The organism is Pseudomonas sp. TMP9, assembly GCF_037943105.1.
Classification (GTDB): domain Bacteria; phylum Pseudomonadota; class Gammaproteobacteria; order Pseudomonadales; family Pseudomonadaceae; genus Aquipseudomonas.
Genome location: NZ_CP149803.1, coordinates 2956990 through 2974602 on the forward strand (window position 1 = coordinate 2956990; position 17613 = coordinate 2974602).

The following is a 17613-nucleotide window of genomic DNA, read 5'->3' on the forward strand; positions in this document are numbered from 1 at the left end:
AGCGGCACTCTAGCACAGCATCATCGTCTAATCAGGAGCCTGTTTAGATCGAAACGGTCTAGCTTTATACCGACAGGCAAGCCGGTCCCCAGCCACTCAATGGGCGCTTGGTCAACGCCAAAGCAGGCCGTTAGATGGGGTTGGGGCAATCGATAAACACATGCTCAATAGCAAAGCGTCGCGCCAGGTATTCACCCAACGCTTGCACCCCGTAACGCTCAGTGGCGTGGTGACCGGCGGCGATAAAGCTGATGCCGCTCTCTTGGGCACTGTGGAAGGTCTGCTCAGAGGCCTCCCCTGTCAGATAGAGGTCAACACCCGCCGCGATCGCTTGATCGATGTAGCCCTGCCCGCCGCCCGTGCACCATCCCACGCGGCGGATCATGCCCTCGCCTGTGATTAACAGTGGCTCACGACCAAGCACCTGATGCACATGGCGGGCGAAATCCTGTGCCGTCATGGCCTCGGCAAGTGAGCCGACTAAGCCGACAGTGCTTGGATTTTCAGGCTCCAGCGAGCCTTCTACGGTGATGCCGAGTTGGGCGGCCAGTTGCACGTTATTGCCGACGTCCGCGTGCACATCCAGCGGCAAATGATAGGCCAGCAGGCTCATGTCATTAGCCAGCAAGGTATGCAGGCGGCGCCGCTTCATCCCGGTGACACAGGAGTTCTCGCCCTTCCAAAAATAACCGTGGTGCACCAACACCACGTCAGCACCAGCCTCCACGGCAGCGTCGAGTAGCGCCTGGCTGGCGGTGACCCCACTGACAATACGGCGCACCTGCGGCCGGCCTTCAACCTGCAAGCCGTTGGGGCAATAATCATTGATGCGCGCGGCGTTGAGGTAGCGATCGGCTTCCTCCACCAAGATCGCTAGGGCGATGGCCATTAGAGTTTCCTTATCAATAGTTGCGGGGCGCTGCTTTATTTCCAGGTGCTTCCCTATAATGGCGCACCTTAAGGGGCGCACCTGCCCCCGGCAACCCTCAGGATTGAATCGATGTTCAAGGCCCTGCGTTTCCTCGGCTGGCCCCTACTGGTCGGCGTGCTGTCGGCGTTGCTGATCATGCAATATTTTCCGCAATGGGTCGGCCTGCCGGGGCAGGATGTAAACGTGCGCCAAGCCCCGCTCTTCAGCCGAGCGCAGGAAGGACCGGTGTCTTATGCCGACGCCGTCACTGTCGCTTCACCAGCGGTGGCTAACCTTTACAGCAGCAAGTTCGTTAATAAACCTACGCACCCGCTGTTCGAAGACCCGCAGTTTCGCAAATTCTTCGGCGACAACCTGCCTAGGCAACAGCGTATGGAGTCGAGCCTAGGTTCGGCGGTGATCATGAGTCCGGAAGGCTATTTACTGACTAACAACCACGTGGTGGCGGGCGCCGACCAGATTGTCGTGGCCTTGAAAGATGGCCGTGAAACCCTAGCCCGACTGATTGGCAGTGACCCAGAAACTGACCTCGCCGTATTGAAAATTGACTTGCCAGACCTGCCGTTTATCATCCTCGGCCGCTCAGACAACATCCGTATTGGCGATGTTAGCCTGGCTATCGGCAACCCATTCGGCGTCGGCCAGACCGTGACCATGGGCATTATCAGCGCCACCGGGCGCAACCAGCTCGGCCTCAATACTTACGAAGACTTTATCCAGACCGATGCCGCGATCAACCCCGGTAATTCGGGCGGCGCGCTAGTGGATGCTTACGGCAATCTGGTCGGCATCAACACCGCCATCTTTTCTAAGTCAGGCGGCTCGCAAGGTATCGGCTTTGCTATTCCGGTGAAGCTGGCAATGGAAGTGATGCAGGCAATTATCGAGCACGGCCAGGTGATTCGCGGCTGGCTGGGTATCGAAGTGCAACCGCTGACCCCAGAGCTGGCCGAATCCTTCGGCCTAGACGGTCGCCCCGGCATCGTTGTGGCGGGCATCTATCGCGAGGGGCCGGCGCAAAAGGCCGGGCTGCAGCCCGGCGACCTGATTCTCAGCATTGACGGTGAAACAGCAGGCGATGGTCGCCGCTCAATGAACCAGGTAGCCCGGGCCAAACCTGGCGAGAAGATCCGTATTGATATCTTGCGCAACGGCAAAGCGCTGCAGCTCACCGCAGAAATCGGCGTCAGGCCACCTATCAGCGACAAATAAGTCACGGCATGGATGGCCTGCACACGGCTGCTTAACCTGCACGGCATAAAAAAGCCGGAGCGTTAGATCCGCTCCTGCTATTTAAAGCATGCTGCTTATAGCCCTGCTAGCGCATCCAACAACGCCTGGTTTTGCTCCGGCGTACCGATGCTGATGCGCAAGAACTGAGCAATGCGCTGCTGCTTGAAGTGGCGCACGATGACCCCTTGTTCACGCAAGCCGGCAGCCAAGGTCGCGGCATCTTTATCCGGGTGACGGGCAAAAACGAAGTTCGCCGCTGAAGGCAGCACCTCGAACCCCAGCGTTTGCAATTCAGCCACCATCGCCTCACGGCTGTCGATGACCCGCTGGCAGGTCTGCTCGAAATAATCCTTGTCCTCGAATGCCGCCGCCGCGCCGGCAATTGCCATACGGTCCAGGGGGTAGGAGTTGAAGCTATTTTTAATCCGCTCCAGCGCCTCAATTAAGTCCGGATGACCCACCGCAATACCGACGCGCAAACCGGCCAAGGAGCGTGATTTGGACAATGTCTGGCTGACCAGTAGATTGGGGTACTGGTCCACCAAACTGATGGCCGTTTCGCCGCCAAAATCGATATAGGCCTCATCGACCAGCACCACGGTATCCGGGTTGGCTTTAAGCAGGCGCTCAATCGCCTCCAGCCCCTGCGCGCAGCCCGTCGGAGCATTCGGATTGGGGAAAACGATGCCGCCGTTGGGGCGTACGTAATCCTCTAGGCGAATTTGGAACTGCTCATCCAAGGCAATCGTTTCAGCGGTAATGCCATACAGGCCGCAATACACCGGGTAGAAGCTGTAACTGATGTCCGGGAACAGCAACGGTTGGCCGTGCTGGAAGAGGCCGTGAAAGGCGTGTGCTAGCACTTCATCGGAACCATTGCCAAGGAACACCTGATTGGTCTGCACAGCATAAAAGTCAGCCACCGCCTGCTTCAGCCGTTCGCCGTTTGGGTCCGGGTACAGGCGCAGGTTGTCGTTTAGCTCCGCCTGCATGGCCGCGATTGCTTTGGGCGACGGGCCGTAGGGATTTTCATTGGTGTTGAGCTTAACCAGCTTGGCTAATTTGGGCTGCTCGCCCGGCACGTAAGGCACCAGGTTTTTAACGAAGGGGCTCCAGAATTTGCTCATCTACCCTTCTCTCCTCGAATTCAATTCTTGTAGGGTGAACAACGCTTTTTTGTCCACCGACATTACATGCACATCAGGTGGACAAGAACAGCGTTGTCCACCCTACGCTCAACCCTTGATGCGGTATTCAGCGCTGCGGGCGTGGGCGGTCAGCGACTCGCCACGGGCCAGCACGCTGGCAACTTTGCCTAACTCAGACGCACCTTCTGCCGAACAATGGATGATCGACGAGCGCTTCTGGAAGTCGTACACCCCGAGCGGTGAGGAATAACGCGCGGTACCCGAAGTGGGCAGCACGTGGTTAGGGCCTGCGCAGTAATCACCCAAGGCTTCGGCGGTGAAGCGACCCATAAAGATCGCGCCGGCGTGGCGGATCAACGGCAAGTATTGCTCTGGGTTTTCTACCGACAGCTCCAAGTGTTCCGGCGCGATACGGTTGGCCACCTCAATGGCTTGAGCCATGTCGGCGACCTGGATCAACGCGCCACGGCCTTCAAGAGAGGTGCGCGCAATGCTTTCGCGCTCCAGAGTCGGCAGCAGCTTGGCAATGCTTTGCGCGACGCGATCAAGGAACGCAGCATCCGGGCTGACCAGAATCGACTGCGCGTCTTCGTCGTGCTCGGCTTGGGAGAACAGGTCCATGGCGATCCAGTCCGGGTCGGTCTGACCGTCACACACCACCAGAATCTCCGAAGGGCCGGCGATCATGTCGATGCCGACCTTGCCGAACACGTGGCGCTTGGCGGTGGCGACATAGATATTGCCGGGGCCGACAATTTTATCCACTGGCGGCACACTTTCGGTGCCATAGGCCAGTGCAGCCACGGCTTGCGCCCCACCAATGGTAAACACCCGGTCGACGCCGGCGATGCAGGCGGCGGCCAACACCAATTCATTAATCTCGCCACGGGGCGTCGGCACCACCATCACCACTTCCGGCACGCCCGCCACCTTGGCCGGGATGGCATTCATCAGCACCGACGAGGGATACGAAGCCTTACCGCCCGGCACATAGAGGCCGGCACGGTCCAGCGGGGTAATTTTCTGTCCCAGCACGGTGCCGTCGGCCTCGGTATAGCTCCAAGACTCTTGCTTTTGCCGCTCGTGATAAACGCGCACCCGCTCAGCCGCCACTTCTAAGGCCTGGCGCTGCTCAGGAGTGATACGGGTCAGAGCCAGCTCTAAGCGCTCGCGCGGCAGAATCAAATCAGCCATCGACGCGACGTCTAACCCATCAAACTGCTTAGTGAACTCGACCAGCGCCGCATCGCCACGCTCACGCACAGCCTTGATGATCTCCAGCACGCGATGGTTGACCGCATCGTCCGAGACACTTTCCCAGCTCAGCAGGTGATCCAGATGCTGGGCAAAATCCTGGTCAGCGGCGTTGAGTCGGCGGATGGCGATAGCAGCGGTCATAGCGGGCCTCTTAAATTGGCAAATGCTCGGGCGTGGTTAGGCTACCAAGCCCACCGCATGGACGCCCGAGAAAATTGGCTATGACGCGGATAGGCAACCGAAAAATGCTCCTGCAGGCTCGGTCTTTCCGCCATCCTTGGCGGCTACGCGGCGAAATGCCGCACGGGTATTAGCGGGGGTGTCGCGCTTCGACCGCATCACGCAAGGTGTCGATCAGCATCTGGATGCGCGCATGCTGCATCTTCATTGAGGCCTTGTTGACCACCAACCGCGAGCTGATCGTGGCGATCAGCTCCTGAGCTTCTAGACCATTGGCACGCAGGGTGTTGCCGGTGTCGACCACGTCAATAATCTTATCCGCCAACCCCACCAACGGCGCCAACTCCATCGAGCCATAGAGCTTGATGATGTCAACCTGACGACCTTGTTCAGCGTAATAGCGCTTGGCCACGTTGACGAATTTAGTCGCCACCCGCAGCCGGCCTTTTGGCTCGGGCGCGCCAACAGCACCAGCCGTCATTAGCTTGCACTGAGCAATACGCAGGTCCAGCGGCTCGTATAAGCCTTGGCCACCGTATTCCATCAGCACATCTTTGCCGGCGACGCCGAGGTCCGCCGCGCCATGCTCGACATAAGTCGGCACATCGGTCGCGCGCACGATCAGCAAGCGCACGTACTCCAGGGTGGTCGGGATAATCAGCTTGCGGCTTTTGTCCGGGTCTTCTGTCGGCACAATACCCGCTGCAGCCAGCAGCGGCAGGGTGTCATCAAGAATCCGGCCTTTGGACAGGGCAATAGTCAGCATGATCTCAACCCGGCACGCGGCGAATCTTGGCACCCAAGAGCTGCAGCTTCTCTTCGATGCACTCGTAGCCGCGGTCGATGTGATAAATGCGGTCGATCAGCGTGTCACCTTCGGCGACCAACGCCGAGATCACCAAGCTGGCTGAAGCGCGCAGATCGGTGGCCATAACAGGCGCGCCTTTGAGCGTTTGCACGCCCGTGACGATGGCCGTATTACCTTCAACTTGAATCTGCGCGCCCATGCGGATCATTTCATGCACGTGCATAAAGCGGTTTTCGAATACGGTTTCGATCACCGTACCCGTGCCTTCGGCAACCGCATTCAGGGCCACAAACTGGGCCTGCATATCAGTGGGGAACGCTGGATAAGGCGCGGTGCGCAGGTTGACGGCTTTAGGCCGCTTTCCGTGCATATTCAGCTCGATCCAGTCATTACCGCAGGTGATTTCAGCGCCGGCTTCTTGCAGCTTGGACAGCACCGCTTCCAAGGTGGTTGGATCAGCGTCCTTGACCTTGATCCGGCCACCCGTAATGGCCGCTGCAACCAAGTAAGTGCCGGTTTCAATACGGTCCGGCATCACGCTGAAACGCGCACCGTGCAAACGCTCGACGCCATCAATGGTGATGGTGTCGGTGCCTGCGCCAGAGATTTTTGCACCCATGGCGATCAGGCAGTTAGCCAGGTCGACCACTTCCGGCTCACGCGCCGCGTTTTCCAACACGCTGCGGCCTTTGGCCAAGGTAGCGGCCATCATGATGTTTTCAGTGCCGGTTACACTGACGGTATCAAAGAAGAAGTGCGCGCCACGCAGGCCACCTTCAGGCGCCTTGGCCTTGATGTAACCGGCCTCGACATCAATGATCGCGCCCATGGCTTCGAGGCCACGGATGTGCAGGTCAACGGGGCGCGAGCCAATGGCGCAGCCGCCTGGCAGGGCCACTTCGGCGTAACCAAAGCGCGCCACCATTGGCCCAAGCACCAAAATCGAGGCGCGCATGGTTTTCACCAGCTCGTAGGGTGCAATCAGGGTTTTGATCGCGCGCGCGTCGACTTCCACGCTGAGCTTCTCGTCGATGATCGGCTCAATACCCATGCGACCAAACAGCTCGATCATGGTGGTGATGTCGTGCAGGTGCGGCAGGTTGCAGATGGTGACGGGGGCGTCACCGAGCAACGTGGCAGCCAGAATCGGCAGGGCAGAGTTCTTTGCCCCGGAAATACGGATTTCGCCATCAAGGCGCACGCCGCCGGTAATAATCAATTTATCCATGATGCTCTCGGTTTAGGAGCGCGCGGCCCAATCGGCACGGCTAAAGAATTTCATACTCACGGCGTGAATGCTGCCATCAGCAATCCAGGCGTTGAGGTGAGCGTAGACCTGCTGCTGACGCTTGACGGGGCCTAGGGCGGCCAACTCGTCACTGATCAGGTTCAGCTGAAAGTTGCAGCCTTCGCCTTCCACTTCCACTTGGGTATCCGGCAATTTAGCCTCAAGGAGACTCTTTACTTCAAAGGCCTGCATGCTCAACCTCGATCAATGCATCAATTAACGACAGCGGAGCAGACGCTCGCGGGTCGAGCATCATACAAAAAAGCCTCCCGCCTGCGAACCCCGCATTCTTCTCGGGCGAGTGCAAGGGTGGCCGCAGGTACTCAAGATTGCAGCGGGAGAATTTCCAGCAACCCACAAACCTCGGCAATTTGATGCATGTCTTCGGGCAGGTTGCGCACGCTTAAGGTTTTATCCACCGCAATGGCGTCACGCATAAAAGCCAACAGCAGAGCAATGCCGACACTGCTGGATTTCTCCACAGCAGTGCAATCAAGCACGCAGCCTGTCGCGGCACTGGCCTTGAGCAGGCGTGCGCCTTGCTCACGCAACGCCGGCGCGCTGACATAATCCAGCACGCCAACCAAATTAAAGATGCCGGGCGTAACCTCGCTGATGCTTGCTTGACTCACGTCGCATCCGTCCCTTGGCGAGTTTTGGCGACCGTTTCGGTCCAGCTATCGATGACCTTATCCAGATCATTGCGATTGTTCTGCATGGACTGGGAGAACTGGTCACGGAATAATTTGCCGACGTTGATGCCGTTGATCACTACGTTACGCATCTTCCAAGTGCCCTCTTGATTGACCATGGTGTAGGACAGCGGATAGATGGTGCCGTTACCGTCTTTAATCTCCATGTTCACCGAGGTGCGCTGCGCGTCCTGCTGACCGCTGACCGGCAACACGCGAATGTCTTGGTTGTTGTATTCGAGCAATGCATTGCCATAAAACTGCATCAAGCTGCGCTTAAAGTTTTCCTGGAAACGCTGCATTTGCTCAGGCGACGCTTGGCGCGAATAGCGCACGGTCATCACGCCACGGGAAATCCCATCGACATCCACTACCGGGCCAAGAATACTGTTCAGTGCGTCGTAAAACGCACTCGGATCAGTGCGGTATTGCTCTTTGTTAGTTTTGAGGTCAGCCAGCAGCGTGCTGGTGGTCTGCTGCACCACCTCATGGGCAGCGGGAGCCGCCTGCAGCGAACACGATAGGACAGCCAAACAAACAAAAAGACCATTACGTAGTGCGTTGAACATCTTCAGTGCCTCTATTTTAATTAGCTTGGTCTTTGTTAACCGAATTGAGCAAGAACTTGCCAATCAAGTCTTCCAATACCAACGATGACTGCGTGTCAAAGATGGTGCCGCCATCACTCAGCACCTCTTCTTCCCCCCCCACGCTAATGCCAATGTACTTCTCGCCCAATAAACCCGCGGTAAGAATTGAGGCGGTGGAGTCTGCTGGCAGATTATTCACGGCATCATCCACCTGCATGGTGACCCGCCCCATGTAGCTGTTACGGTCTAGGTCGATGGCGGTGACTTTACCGATCGTCACACCCGCCATGGTCACTTTCGATCTGACCGTTAAACCGGCAATGTTCTCAAAGTGCGCGTACACCTTGTACGTATCGTCGTTACTGCCCACGGTCAAACCACTGACGCGCAAGGCCAACAGCAAAAAGGCCAGAAGCCCAGCCAACAGGAATAAGCCGACACCAATTTCCAGCGTGCGGTTCTGCATTAGAAATCTCCAAACATCAAAGCGGTCAGAATAAAGTCCAGCCCCAATACGGCAAGTGAGGCGTACACCACGGTTTTGGTGGTGGCACGACTAATCCCTTCCGACGTCGGCTCACAGTCATACCCTTGAAACACAGCGATCCAGGTCACAACAAACGCAAAGACCACGCTCTTGATTACCCCATTGAGCACATCTTCACGAAACGAAACACTGCTTTGCATATTGGCCCAGAACGAGCCCTCGTAAACGCCTAACCAATCGATGGCGACCATCGCGCCACCCCAAATACCGACCACGCTGAAGATCATTGCCAGCAGCGGCATGGAGATAAAGCCCGCCCACAAACGAGGTGCAATGATGTATTTCAGCGGATCAACACCAATCATCGCCAAACTCGACAGCTGCTCGGTGGATTTCATATTGCCAATTTCCGCGGTCAGCGCCGATCCGGCACGCCCAGCGAACAACAACGCAGTCACCACCGGGCCTAACTCGCGCAGCAACGTCAGGGCTACCATCTGCCCCACCGCCTGCTCTGAACCGTATTGGGCCAAGATGCTAAAACCCTGCAGCGACAGCACCATGCCGATAAACAGGCCAGACACAACAATGATCGCCAGGGACATAACCCCAACTGAGTACAGTTGTTTGAGTAGCAGCTGAAAGCTGTGGCCGGTCGAGCCACGACCAAACAGGGCGCGCAGTAGAAACAACACCGAGCGACCCAATGTTTCTACCAGATCGATACCGGCCACCCCAAACAGGCGCACCCGTTCGAGCACAGATGTCTTGCGCATCAGCGCCCTCCCAGCAGATCGTCGCGGTAATTAGCCGCAGGAAAATGGAACGGCACCGGCCCATCAGGGATGCCCTGCATGAATTGACGCACGCGCGGATCTTGCGAGGCTTTTAACTCGGCCGGCGTACCCCAGCCCAATACCTGGGTGTCACCAACGATATAGATGTAGTCGGCGATGCTCGCGGTTTCCGCCAAGTCATGGGATACCACAATGCTGGTGATCCCCAGCGCATCGCTGAGCAGACGAATCAAACGCACCAAAACACCCATAGCAATGGGGTCCTGACCCACAAAAGGCTCGTCGTACATCAATATTTGCGGGTCTAGGGCAATTGCCCTCGCCAATGCCACACGCCGCTTCATGCCGCCCGAAAGCTCGTCTGGCATCAAATCTAAAGCCCCGCGCAGGCCGACGGCTTGCAATTTCATCAGGACGATATCGCGAATCATCTCTTCCGGCAGCTTGGTGTGCACGCGCAGCGGGAAAGCAACGTTCTCAAATACATCTAGGTCCGTAAATAGCGCGCCACTTTGGAACAGCACGCCCATCTGCTTACGCATGTCGAACAGCTCACTGCGCGACAGGCTTGGCAGGTTCACATCATTAACCCAGACCTCGCCCTGACTGGGCTTGAGCTCAGCGGCAATCAAACGCAGCAGCGTGGTTTTGCCACAGCCAGACGGCCCCATAATGCCGGTGACCTTGCCACGCATGATGCTGATATCGATGTTCTTAAAAATATCCCGCTCACCGCGCTTAAAACTCAGCTTTTTAAGCTCGACTGCATAAGGGTTCTCGGCGCTCATCTGGACTCCTTGCTCAACGCTTGCCTGACTGACGCACCACCCTGGACAAAGGGCACTACGGGTCGTCGAGCGTACCGAAAATGGGTGCGAACTATAGCACCGCGACAATCCCCACCCAAGATTGATCATGTTGCCAGAGATAAACACTTCACAACGCCACACCCGCCGTTGCTGGAAAGGCTGGGCAGGCGCACCTTTACCGTTATAATCGGTCGCTTAGCCGCACAACGCAGAGAAGTCATGAGCCAGTCAACTGATCTGATCCAGTCAGCACAGCGCACCATTCGCCTAGAACTCGAAGCGATCGAGGACCTGCTGCAACGTATCAACGGTGATTTTGTGCAGGCTTGCGAGTTGATCCTCGCCAGCAAAGGCCGTGTTGTGGTGGTCGGCATGGGTAAATCCGGCCACGTCGGCAATAAAATCGCGGCAACCTTGGCCAGTACCGGAACAACCGCCTTCTTCGTGCATCCCGCCGAAGCCAGCCACGGCGACATGGGCATGATTACCCGCGACGACGTGGTATTAGCCCTGTCCAACTCCGGCTCCACCGCAGAAATCATTACCCTGCTGCCGCTGATCAAGCGCCTCGGCATTACCCTGATCAGCCTGACCGGCAACCCGGAGTCGCCGCTGGCCAAAGCGGCAGACGTGAATCTGGACGCGCGCGTAGCCCAAGAAGCCTGCCCGCTGAATCTGGCGCCAACCTCGTCCACCACGGTTTCCCTGGTGCTGGGGGACGCCTTGGCTATTGCGTTGCTGGAAGCGCGCGGCTTCACCGCTGAAGACTTCGCCTTCTCCCATCCCGGTGGCGCCCTGGGCCGACGCTTGCTGCTGAAGGTGGAACACGTCATGCACGCCGGCGCCAGCTTGCCACGTGTCAAGCGTGGCACGTCGCTGCGCGACGCGCTGCTGGAGATGACCCAAAAAGGCCTGGGCATGACCGTGGTGACCGAGGACGACGGCCGCTTGGCTGGCGTTTTCACCGACGGCGACTTACGCCGCACCCTGGATCGGAGCATCGATGTACGCCAGACCATCATTGATGACGTCATGACCGTTCAGGGCAAGACCGCCCGCGCGGAAATGCTCGCGGCTGAGGCCTTAAAAATCATGGAAGACCACAAAATCAGCTCATTGGTGGTGATCGACGACAACCACCAGGCGGTCGGTGCATTAAATATGCATGACCTGCTGCGCGCCGGAGTGATGTGATGACAATTGCTGCGATCAACCCTGACCTGTTGCAACGCGCTCAGGCCATTAAACTGGCGATCTTTGACGTCGACGGCGTGCTTACCGATGGCAAGCTGTATTTTCTGGTCGACGGCAGCGAGTTCAAAACCTTCAACACCCTCGACGGCCATGGCATCAAGATGTTGATCAATTCAGGCGTGCGCACCGCCATTATCAGCGGTCGCAAAACGCCGGTGGTTGAGCGCCGCGCACAGAACCTAGGCATTCAACATCTTTATCAGGGCCGCGAAGACAAGCTGGTGGTATTAGACGAGTTACTGGGTGAACTAGGGCTAGACTACTCACAAGTTGCCTACCTGGGTGACGACCTGCCCGATCTGCCGGTGATCCGCCGCGTAGGGCTGGGCATGGCCGTTGCCAGCGCCGACAGTTTTGTCCGCCAACATGCCCATGGCGTCACTCATGCGCGCGGCGGTGAAGGCGCGGCACGCGAGTTTTGCCAACTGATCATGCACGCCCAAGGCACCCTTGAAGCTGCTCAAGCCGATTATCTATAGGCTCATCATGCCCCGCAAATTATTCAATGTTGCCCTGATCGCCGGTGTCGCTCTGCTTGTGGCTGCACTCGGCTTTTGGAACCTCAGCCCAGAAAGCTTCAACCAGCAGCCGAATGCTGCCGGGACCGACACGGCCATCGATTTTTACGCCACCAACACCTACACCGTGCAATACCAAGCCGACGGTAAGCTGCACTATGAGCTGACCGCCGACAAGGTCGAGCACCTTAGGGCCAGTGATATCACCCTGATGACCCGCCCAAATATGAACCTGTTTCGCGGCACAGAACTGCCTTGGAAGATCCGCAGCGAGCGTGGTGAGGTATCGTCTGGCGGCACTGAAGTCGAATTGATCGACAGCGTTCGCGTTGATCGCATTGATGCCAAAGGCCGCCCGACTATTCTCACCACCAGCCGCCTGACCATCTTCCCCGAGAAGGAATATGCGCAGACCCAGCAAGCCGTTAGAATCGACGCGGCCAATGGGGTGACCACGGCACAAGGAATGAAAGCGTACTTGAATGACGGCAGGATGCTCCTGCTGTCCAACGTAAGAGGTCTGCATGAGGCTCGTTAATACCCTCCCCCTACTACTCAGCCTCAGCGTCGCACTCGGCAGTGCCAGCGTGTGGGCATTGCCATCCGACCGCGAACAGCCGATCCGTATTCAGGCTGACAGCGCCGAACTCGATGACAAACAAGGCGTGGCAGTGTATCGCGGCGACGTCGTCATCACCCAAGGCAGCATGAAAGTCACCGGCGACACTGTCACCATTACCCAGAATGCTCAGGGCGATGTTGAAGTCTTCACCTCAGTCGGCAGGCCGGCCTACTACGAGCAACAGCCCTCAGCCGATAAACAGATCGTTAAGGCCTATGGCCTGACCATTCAGTACTTTATGGCCAACGAGCGCGTCGTGCTAATTGATCAGGCCAAGGTGATCCAGGAAGGCAACACCTTCGAAGGCGAGAAAATCGTTTATGACACCCAACGCCAAATCGTCAATGCCGGCCGCGCCACTGGCACCAATGTCACCGCGCCACGTCCGCGCATTGATATGGTGATCCAGCCAAAGAACAAACCCGCTGAACAACAGGCGCAGTAAAAATGGCCACATTGAAAGCCCAACACTTGGCCAAAAGCTACAAAGGTCGCCAAGTCGTGCGTGACGTCAGCCTGAGCATCGAGAGCGGGCAGATCGTCGGTTTACTTGGCCCCAACGGCGCCGGTAAAACCACCTGTTTTTACATGATCGTCGGCTTGGTCCAAGCTGATCAGGGTCGGGTGATGATTGATGACCTCGACGTCAGCCATCAACCGATGCATGGCCGCGCGCGCGCCGGTATCGGCTATTTGCCGCAGGAAGCTTCGATTTTCCGCAAGCTCAGCGTGGCTGACAACATCATGGCCATCTTAGAAACCCGCAAAGACCTCGACGGTGCAGCGCGGCGCAAAGAACTCGAAGGCCTGCTGCAGGAATTCCACATCAGTCACATCCGCGACAACCTCGGCATGAGCCTGTCGGGCGGTGAACGTCGCCGGGTGGAAATCGCTCGCGCGCTGGCAACCAACCCCAAGTTTATTTTGCTCGATGAGCCGTTCGCTGGTGTTGATCCGATTTCCGTTGGCGATATCAAACAGATCATCCATCACCTCAAGGCCAAGGGCATCGGTGTGTTGATCACCGACCATAACGTGCGCGAGACTCTGGATATTTGTGAAACAGCTTATATTGTCAGTGATGGCCAGCTGATCGCCGAAGGTAATGCCGAGGCCATCCTCGCCAACCAAATAGTCAAAGAAGTCTACTTGGGGCACGAGTTCAAGCTGTAACTGCAGCTTTTCTCTTTTTGGCCACAGCCAAGGCTAGGCAAACCCCTTAGAGTCAGGCATATAATTTGCTTCCAAGTGGCATTTTTTAAAACGCCCGTAGTGGATTGCGCATAGACGCCGGTAAATAAGGTCTGCAATGAAACCATCGCTCGTCATGAGAATGGGCCAGCAGCTGACGATGACACCGCAGCTGCAACAGGCCATCCGTTTGCTCCAACTGTCGACCTTGGATCTGCAACAAGAGATCCAAGAGGCATTGGAATCTAACCCGATGCTCGAACGCCAAGAAGAAGGCGAGGATTTCGACAATTCGGACCCCATGGCCGATGGCGCAGAAAGCGCCAGCCCCAGCGAACAGCCCGAAGCACCCTATCAAGAAACCAGCTATCAAGAAGCCACCCAGACCGTGGACAACTTGGAAGAAGGCGATTGGGGTGAGCGTATTCCTAACGAGCTACCGGTCGATACCGCGTGGGAAGACATTTACCAAACCAGCGCCAGCAGCTTGCCCAGCAACACCAACGACGATGACGAGTGGGATTTCACCACCCGCACCTCCAGCGGTGAAAGCCTGCAAAGCCACCTGCTCTGGCAGCTAAACCTGGCGCCGATGTCGGACAAAGATCGCTTGATTGGCGTGACCCTGATCGACTGCATCAACCAGCAAGGCTACCTCGAAGAAACCCTGGAAGAAGTGGTCGAGGCCTTCGATCCGGAACTGGACATTGAGCTGGACGAAGTTGAAGCCGTGCTGCACCGCATTCAGCAGTTCGAGCCCACCGGCATCGCCGCGCGCAATCTGGGCGAATGCTTACTCTTGCAACTGCGCCAGCTGCCCACTAGCACCCCGTGGTTAAACGAGGCCCAACGCTTGGCGGGCGACTACCTGGACTTGCTCGGCAGCCGCGACTACAGCCAACTGATGCGCCGCATGAAGCTCAAGGAAGATGAGCTGCGCCAAGTCATAGACTTGATTCAGAGTCTCAATCCGCGCCCCGGCTCGCACATCGAGTCCAGCGAGCCGGAATACGTGGTGCCTGATGTGATCGTGCGTAAACACAACGAGCGCTGGCTGGTGGAGCTAAACCAAGAAGCCATGCCGCGCCTGCGCGTCAATGCCCAGTACGCCGGCTTTGTGAAGCGCGCCGACTCCAGTGCCGATAACACCTTCATGCGTAACCAACTGCAAGAAGCGCGCTGGTTTATCAAAAGCCTGCAAAGCCGCAACGAGACCTTGATGAAGGTGGCGACGCAAATAGTCGAGCACCAACGCGGCTTTCTCGATTACGGCGACGAGGCGATGAAGCCCTTGGTACTGCACGATATCGCGGAGGCGGTGGGCATGCATGAGTCGACGATTTCGCGGGTAACCACGCAGAAATTTATGCACACCCCGCGCGGTATTTATGAGCTGAAATACTTCTTCTCCAGCCATGTCAGCACCTCTGAGGGCGGCGAATGTTCGTCCACAGCTATTCGCGCCATCATCAAAAAATTGGTCGCCGCGGAAAATGCGAAAAAGCCATTGAGTGACAGCAAGATCGCTGGTCTACTGGAAGCACAAGGCATTCAAGTTGCCCGCCGCACGGTCGCCAAATACCGTGAATCCCTCGCAATAGCGCCTTCCAGTGAGCGCAAGCGATTGATTTAGGCAGCCACAAGAAGGAAGACAGCTCATTCTGCGCACAACACCCTACGCCACATATTTTGCTAAGCAGCCATACTGCAACTAAGCAATTAGCGGTGGCTGCGGGCTTGTTCTGACAGCGTCTTCCACGCCACAGTGTTCCGGCGGCAGGTCTATTACCTGCTTCTTACACACGGCAACAAGGAGAAAGCGGTATGCAAGTCAACATCAGTGGACACCAGCTGGATGTGACCGACGCCCTGCGTAACTACATCGGCGAAAAACTCGGCCGATTAGAACGCCACTTCGACAAAATCACCAACGTACAAGTCATCATGGAGGTCGAGAAGCTCAAGCAGAAAATCGAAGCGACCCTGCATATCGCAGGCGGTGAAATCGTCGCCAATGCCGAGCATGACGACATGTACGCCGCCATCGATTTATTGACTGACAAACTCGATCGACAACTCATCAAACACAAGGAAAAACAGCTCGATCGTCAACAGGGTGCTATGGCTCGCTGACGTCGTCTATCTCCTATGATCCGACTTGAAACTATCCTGACCCCCGGTCGTTCCCTCGTGAACGTGCCGGGCGGCAGTAAAAAGCGTGTTCTCGAACAGATTGCCAACCTGGTGGCGCGTGAGCTGCCTGACCTGGATGGCCAAGATATTTTCGAAAGCCTAATTGCCCGCGAGAAACTCGGCTCCACCGGTTTCGGTAACGGCATCGCCATTCCACACTGCCGCCTGCCGGGCTGTACAGCGCCCATCAGCGCGCTGCTGCGCTTAGATGCCGCGGTGGATTTTGACGCCATCGACGGTGCGCCTGTGGACCTACTGTTTGTCCTACTGGTGCCAGAAGCGGCCACGGATGCTCACTTAGAGTTGCTGCGACAAATCGCCAGCATGCTCGACCGCAGTGAGGTACGTGCCAGCCTGCGCCAAGCCGCAAGCAGCGAAGCGCTGTACCAAGTGGTAGTCGACACACAAAACCAACTCAATAGAGCCTGAGCATGCGCCTGATCATCGTCAGCGGTCGCTCCGGCTCCGGCAAGAGCACCGCCCTCAATGTGCTCGAGGATAACGGTTTCTACTGCATTGATAACCTGCCCGCCGGCCTGCTGCCTGAACTCGCTGAACGCGCGCTGGTGCACACCGAACTGCTGCACCCGCAGGTCGCGGTGTCGATTGATGCACGTAACTTACCGAGCCATCTGCAGCGCTTTCCCGAGTTGCTCGCGGAAGTTCGTGCTCGGCATATCAAGTGCGATGTGATCTACCTGGATGCCGACGAAGAAACGCTGCTCAAACGCTTCTCAGAAACCCGCCGGCGCCATCCGCTGACCAACGAAAGCCGCTCGCTGGCTGAGGCCATCGCCGACGAAAGCCTGCTGCTGGGGCCGATCATCGACTTGGCCGACCTGAAGATCGACACCACTCACCTCAATCTGTATCAACTGCGCGACAGCCTCAAGTTACGCCTGCTTAACCAGCCTGAGCCGGGTACTGCATTTTTGCTGGAGTCTTTTGGTTTTAAGCGCGGTATGCCAGTGGATGCTGATTTGGTCTTCGATGTGCGCTGCTTGCCGAACCCCTATTGGAAGCCAGATCTGCGCGATTTCTCGGGCCTCGACCAACCTGTGATTGAATACCTGTCGGCCCAAGCCGATGTCGAAGACATGTACCAAGACATCCTCGCCTACCTGAGCAAATGGTTGCCGCGTTTTGCTGCCAGCAACCGCGCCTATGTCACGGTGGCGATTGGCTGCACGGGCGGCCATCACCGTTCGGTGTACCTGGCCAGCCGTCTGGGTGAAACGCTAAAACCCATCCTAAAAAACGTGCAGATTCGCCACCGCGACCTCAGTTAAGGAATTACCGCGATGCCTGCACGCGAAATCACCATTATCAATAAGCTGGGTTTACACGCCCGCGCAGCCGCCAAGTTTGTTGGCGTCGCTGGGCGCTTTCCTTGCCACGTGAAGGTCGGCCGCAGCCCAGAAACCTTGGTTGATGGCAAAAGTATTATGGCCGTGATGATGCTGGCTGCGGGTAAAGGCACAGCCGTGCACGTGCATACCGAAGGCGAGTTGGAAGACGACGCACTGGCGGCCCTGAGTGACTTGATCAACAACTTCTTCGACGAAGGCGAGTAAAACGCCCACGGCATAAAAAAGGGGCTGTACGCTTAAGCGAC

General features: G+C 57.2%; 22 protein-coding genes. 11 read left to right on the forward strand and 11 right to left on the reverse strand.

What is annotated here, in order from left to right:
• Positions 1–130 precede the first annotated feature (130 nt).
• On the reverse strand, positions 131–889 hold the full coding sequence (locus tag WF513_RS14050; RefSeq protein ID WP_339080012.1) for a Nif3-like dinuclear metal center hexameric protein: 759 nt from the start codon (positions 887–889) through the stop codon (positions 131–133).
• A gap of 111 nt (positions 890–1000) precedes the next feature.
• Between WF513_RS14050 and algW the strand changes: the two genes are divergently transcribed.
• A complete protein-coding gene (gene algW / locus WF513_RS14055) occupies positions 1001–2143 on the forward strand; it encodes a Do family serine endopeptidase AlgW (protein ID WP_339080013.1) in 1143 nt (380 codons plus the stop codon).
• A gap of 95 nt (positions 2144–2238) precedes the next feature.
• On the opposite strand, the gene hisC is transcribed toward algW, so the two are convergent.
• The 10 genes from hisC to WF513_RS14105 form a co-directional block, all read right to left on the reverse strand.
• Positions 2239–3291, reverse strand: a complete 1053-nt coding sequence (gene hisC / locus WF513_RS14060) for a histidinol-phosphate transaminase (protein ID WP_339080014.1) — start codon at positions 3289–3291, stop codon at positions 2239–2241.
• Between the two features lie 108 nt (positions 3292–3399).
• On the reverse strand, positions 3400–4710 hold the full coding sequence (gene hisD / locus WF513_RS14065) for a histidinol dehydrogenase (protein WP_339080015.1): 1311 nt from the start codon (positions 4708–4710) through the stop codon (positions 3400–3402).
• Positions 4711–4879: 169 nt separating this feature from the next.
• On the reverse strand, positions 4880–5515 hold the full coding sequence (hisG, locus tag WF513_RS14070; protein WP_339080016.1) for an ATP phosphoribosyltransferase: 636 nt from the start codon (positions 5513–5515) through the stop codon (positions 4880–4882).
• Between the two features lie 4 nt (positions 5516–5519).
• Positions 5520–6785 carry a UDP-N-acetylglucosamine 1-carboxyvinyltransferase gene (gene murA / locus WF513_RS14075; RefSeq protein WP_339080017.1) on the reverse strand — a complete coding sequence of 422 codons (1266 nt, stop codon included), beginning with the start codon at positions 6783–6785 and terminating at the stop codon, positions 5520–5522.
• Between the two features lie 12 nt (positions 6786–6797).
• Positions 6798–7037 carry a BolA family protein gene (locus WF513_RS14080; protein ID WP_339080018.1) on the reverse strand — a complete coding sequence of 80 codons (240 nt, stop codon included), beginning with the start codon at positions 7035–7037 and terminating at the stop codon, positions 6798–6800.
• 131 nt (positions 7038–7168) lie between these two features.
• Positions 7169–7477, reverse strand: coding sequence for an STAS domain-containing protein (locus WF513_RS14085; RefSeq protein WP_339080019.1), 309 nt, complete (start codon positions 7475–7477; stop codon positions 7169–7171).
• Positions 7474–8106: an ABC transporter substrate-binding protein gene (locus WF513_RS14090; RefSeq protein WP_339080020.1), complete on the reverse strand. Its 633-nt coding sequence runs from the start codon at positions 8104–8106 to the stop codon at positions 7474–7476. The genes WF513_RS14085 and WF513_RS14090 overlap by 4 nt, the downstream gene beginning before the upstream one ends.
• Before the next feature lie 16 nt (positions 8107–8122).
• The gene (gene mlaD, locus WF513_RS14095; protein ID WP_339080021.1) at positions 8123–8593 is read right to left on the reverse strand and encodes an outer membrane lipid asymmetry maintenance protein MlaD; all 471 of its coding nucleotides are present in this window, start codon (positions 8591–8593) and stop codon (positions 8123–8125) included.
• Positions 8593–9390, reverse strand: a complete 798-nt coding sequence (mlaE, locus tag WF513_RS14100) for a lipid asymmetry maintenance ABC transporter permease subunit MlaE (RefSeq protein WP_339080022.1) — start codon at positions 9388–9390, stop codon at positions 8593–8595. The genes mlaD and mlaE overlap by 1 nt, the downstream gene beginning before the upstream one ends.
• Positions 9390–10199 (reverse strand): ATP-binding cassette domain-containing protein, encoded by an 810-nt coding sequence (locus WF513_RS14105; protein ID WP_339080023.1) that lies wholly within the window; start codon positions 10197–10199, stop codon positions 9390–9392. The genes mlaE and WF513_RS14105 overlap by 1 nt, the downstream gene beginning before the upstream one ends.
• 240 nt (positions 10200–10439) lie before the next feature.
• Between WF513_RS14105 and WF513_RS14110 the strand changes: the two genes are divergently transcribed.
• The 10 genes from WF513_RS14110 (at position 10440) to WF513_RS14155 (ending at position 17572) form a co-directional block, all read left to right on the forward strand.
• Complete coding sequence (locus WF513_RS14110; RefSeq protein ID WP_339080024.1) at positions 10440–11414, forward strand: KpsF/GutQ family sugar-phosphate isomerase; 975 nt, start codon at positions 10440–10442, stop codon at positions 11412–11414.
• On the forward strand, positions 11414–11953 hold the full coding sequence (locus tag WF513_RS14115) for an HAD family hydrolase (protein WP_339080025.1): 540 nt from the start codon (positions 11414–11416) through the stop codon (positions 11951–11953). The genes WF513_RS14110 and WF513_RS14115 overlap by 1 nt, the downstream gene beginning before the upstream one ends.
• 7 nt (positions 11954–11960) lie before the next feature.
• Positions 11961–12530: an LPS export ABC transporter periplasmic protein LptC gene (lptC, locus tag WF513_RS14120; RefSeq protein ID WP_339080026.1), complete on the forward strand. Its 570-nt coding sequence runs from the start codon at positions 11961–11963 to the stop codon at positions 12528–12530.
• A complete protein-coding gene (lptA, locus tag WF513_RS14125) occupies positions 12517–13059 on the forward strand; it encodes a lipopolysaccharide transport periplasmic protein LptA (protein WP_339080027.1) in 543 nt (180 codons plus the stop codon). Before lptC ends, lptA begins: the two co-directional genes overlap by 14 nt.
• Positions 13060–13061: 2 nt before the next feature.
• On the forward strand, positions 13062–13787 hold the full coding sequence (gene lptB / locus WF513_RS14130; RefSeq protein ID WP_339080028.1) for an LPS export ABC transporter ATP-binding protein: 726 nt from the start codon (positions 13062–13064) through the stop codon (positions 13785–13787).
• A 136-nt stretch (positions 13788–13923) separates the two neighbouring features.
• Positions 13924–15438 (forward strand): RNA polymerase factor sigma-54, encoded by a 1515-nt coding sequence (locus WF513_RS14135; protein ID WP_339080029.1) that lies wholly within the window; start codon positions 13924–13926, stop codon positions 15436–15438.
• A gap of 191 nt (positions 15439–15629) precedes the next feature.
• On the forward strand, positions 15630–15938 hold the full coding sequence (gene raiA, locus WF513_RS14140; protein WP_339080030.1) for a ribosome-associated translation inhibitor RaiA: 309 nt from the start codon (positions 15630–15632) through the stop codon (positions 15936–15938).
• Positions 15939–15953: 15 nt separating this feature from the next.
• Complete coding sequence (gene ptsN / locus WF513_RS14145; protein WP_339080031.1) at positions 15954–16427, forward strand: PTS IIA-like nitrogen regulatory protein PtsN; 474 nt, start codon at positions 15954–15956, stop codon at positions 16425–16427.
• Between the two features lie 2 nt (positions 16428–16429).
• Positions 16430–17287 carry an RNase adapter RapZ gene (rapZ, locus tag WF513_RS14150; RefSeq protein WP_339080032.1) on the forward strand — a complete coding sequence of 286 codons (858 nt, stop codon included), beginning with the start codon at positions 16430–16432 and terminating at the stop codon, positions 17285–17287.
• 12 nt (positions 17288–17299) lie between these two features.
• Positions 17300–17572, forward strand: a complete 273-nt coding sequence (locus WF513_RS14155; protein ID WP_339080033.1) for an HPr family phosphocarrier protein — start codon at positions 17300–17302, stop codon at positions 17570–17572.
• Positions 17573–17613: the final 41 nt, after the last annotated feature.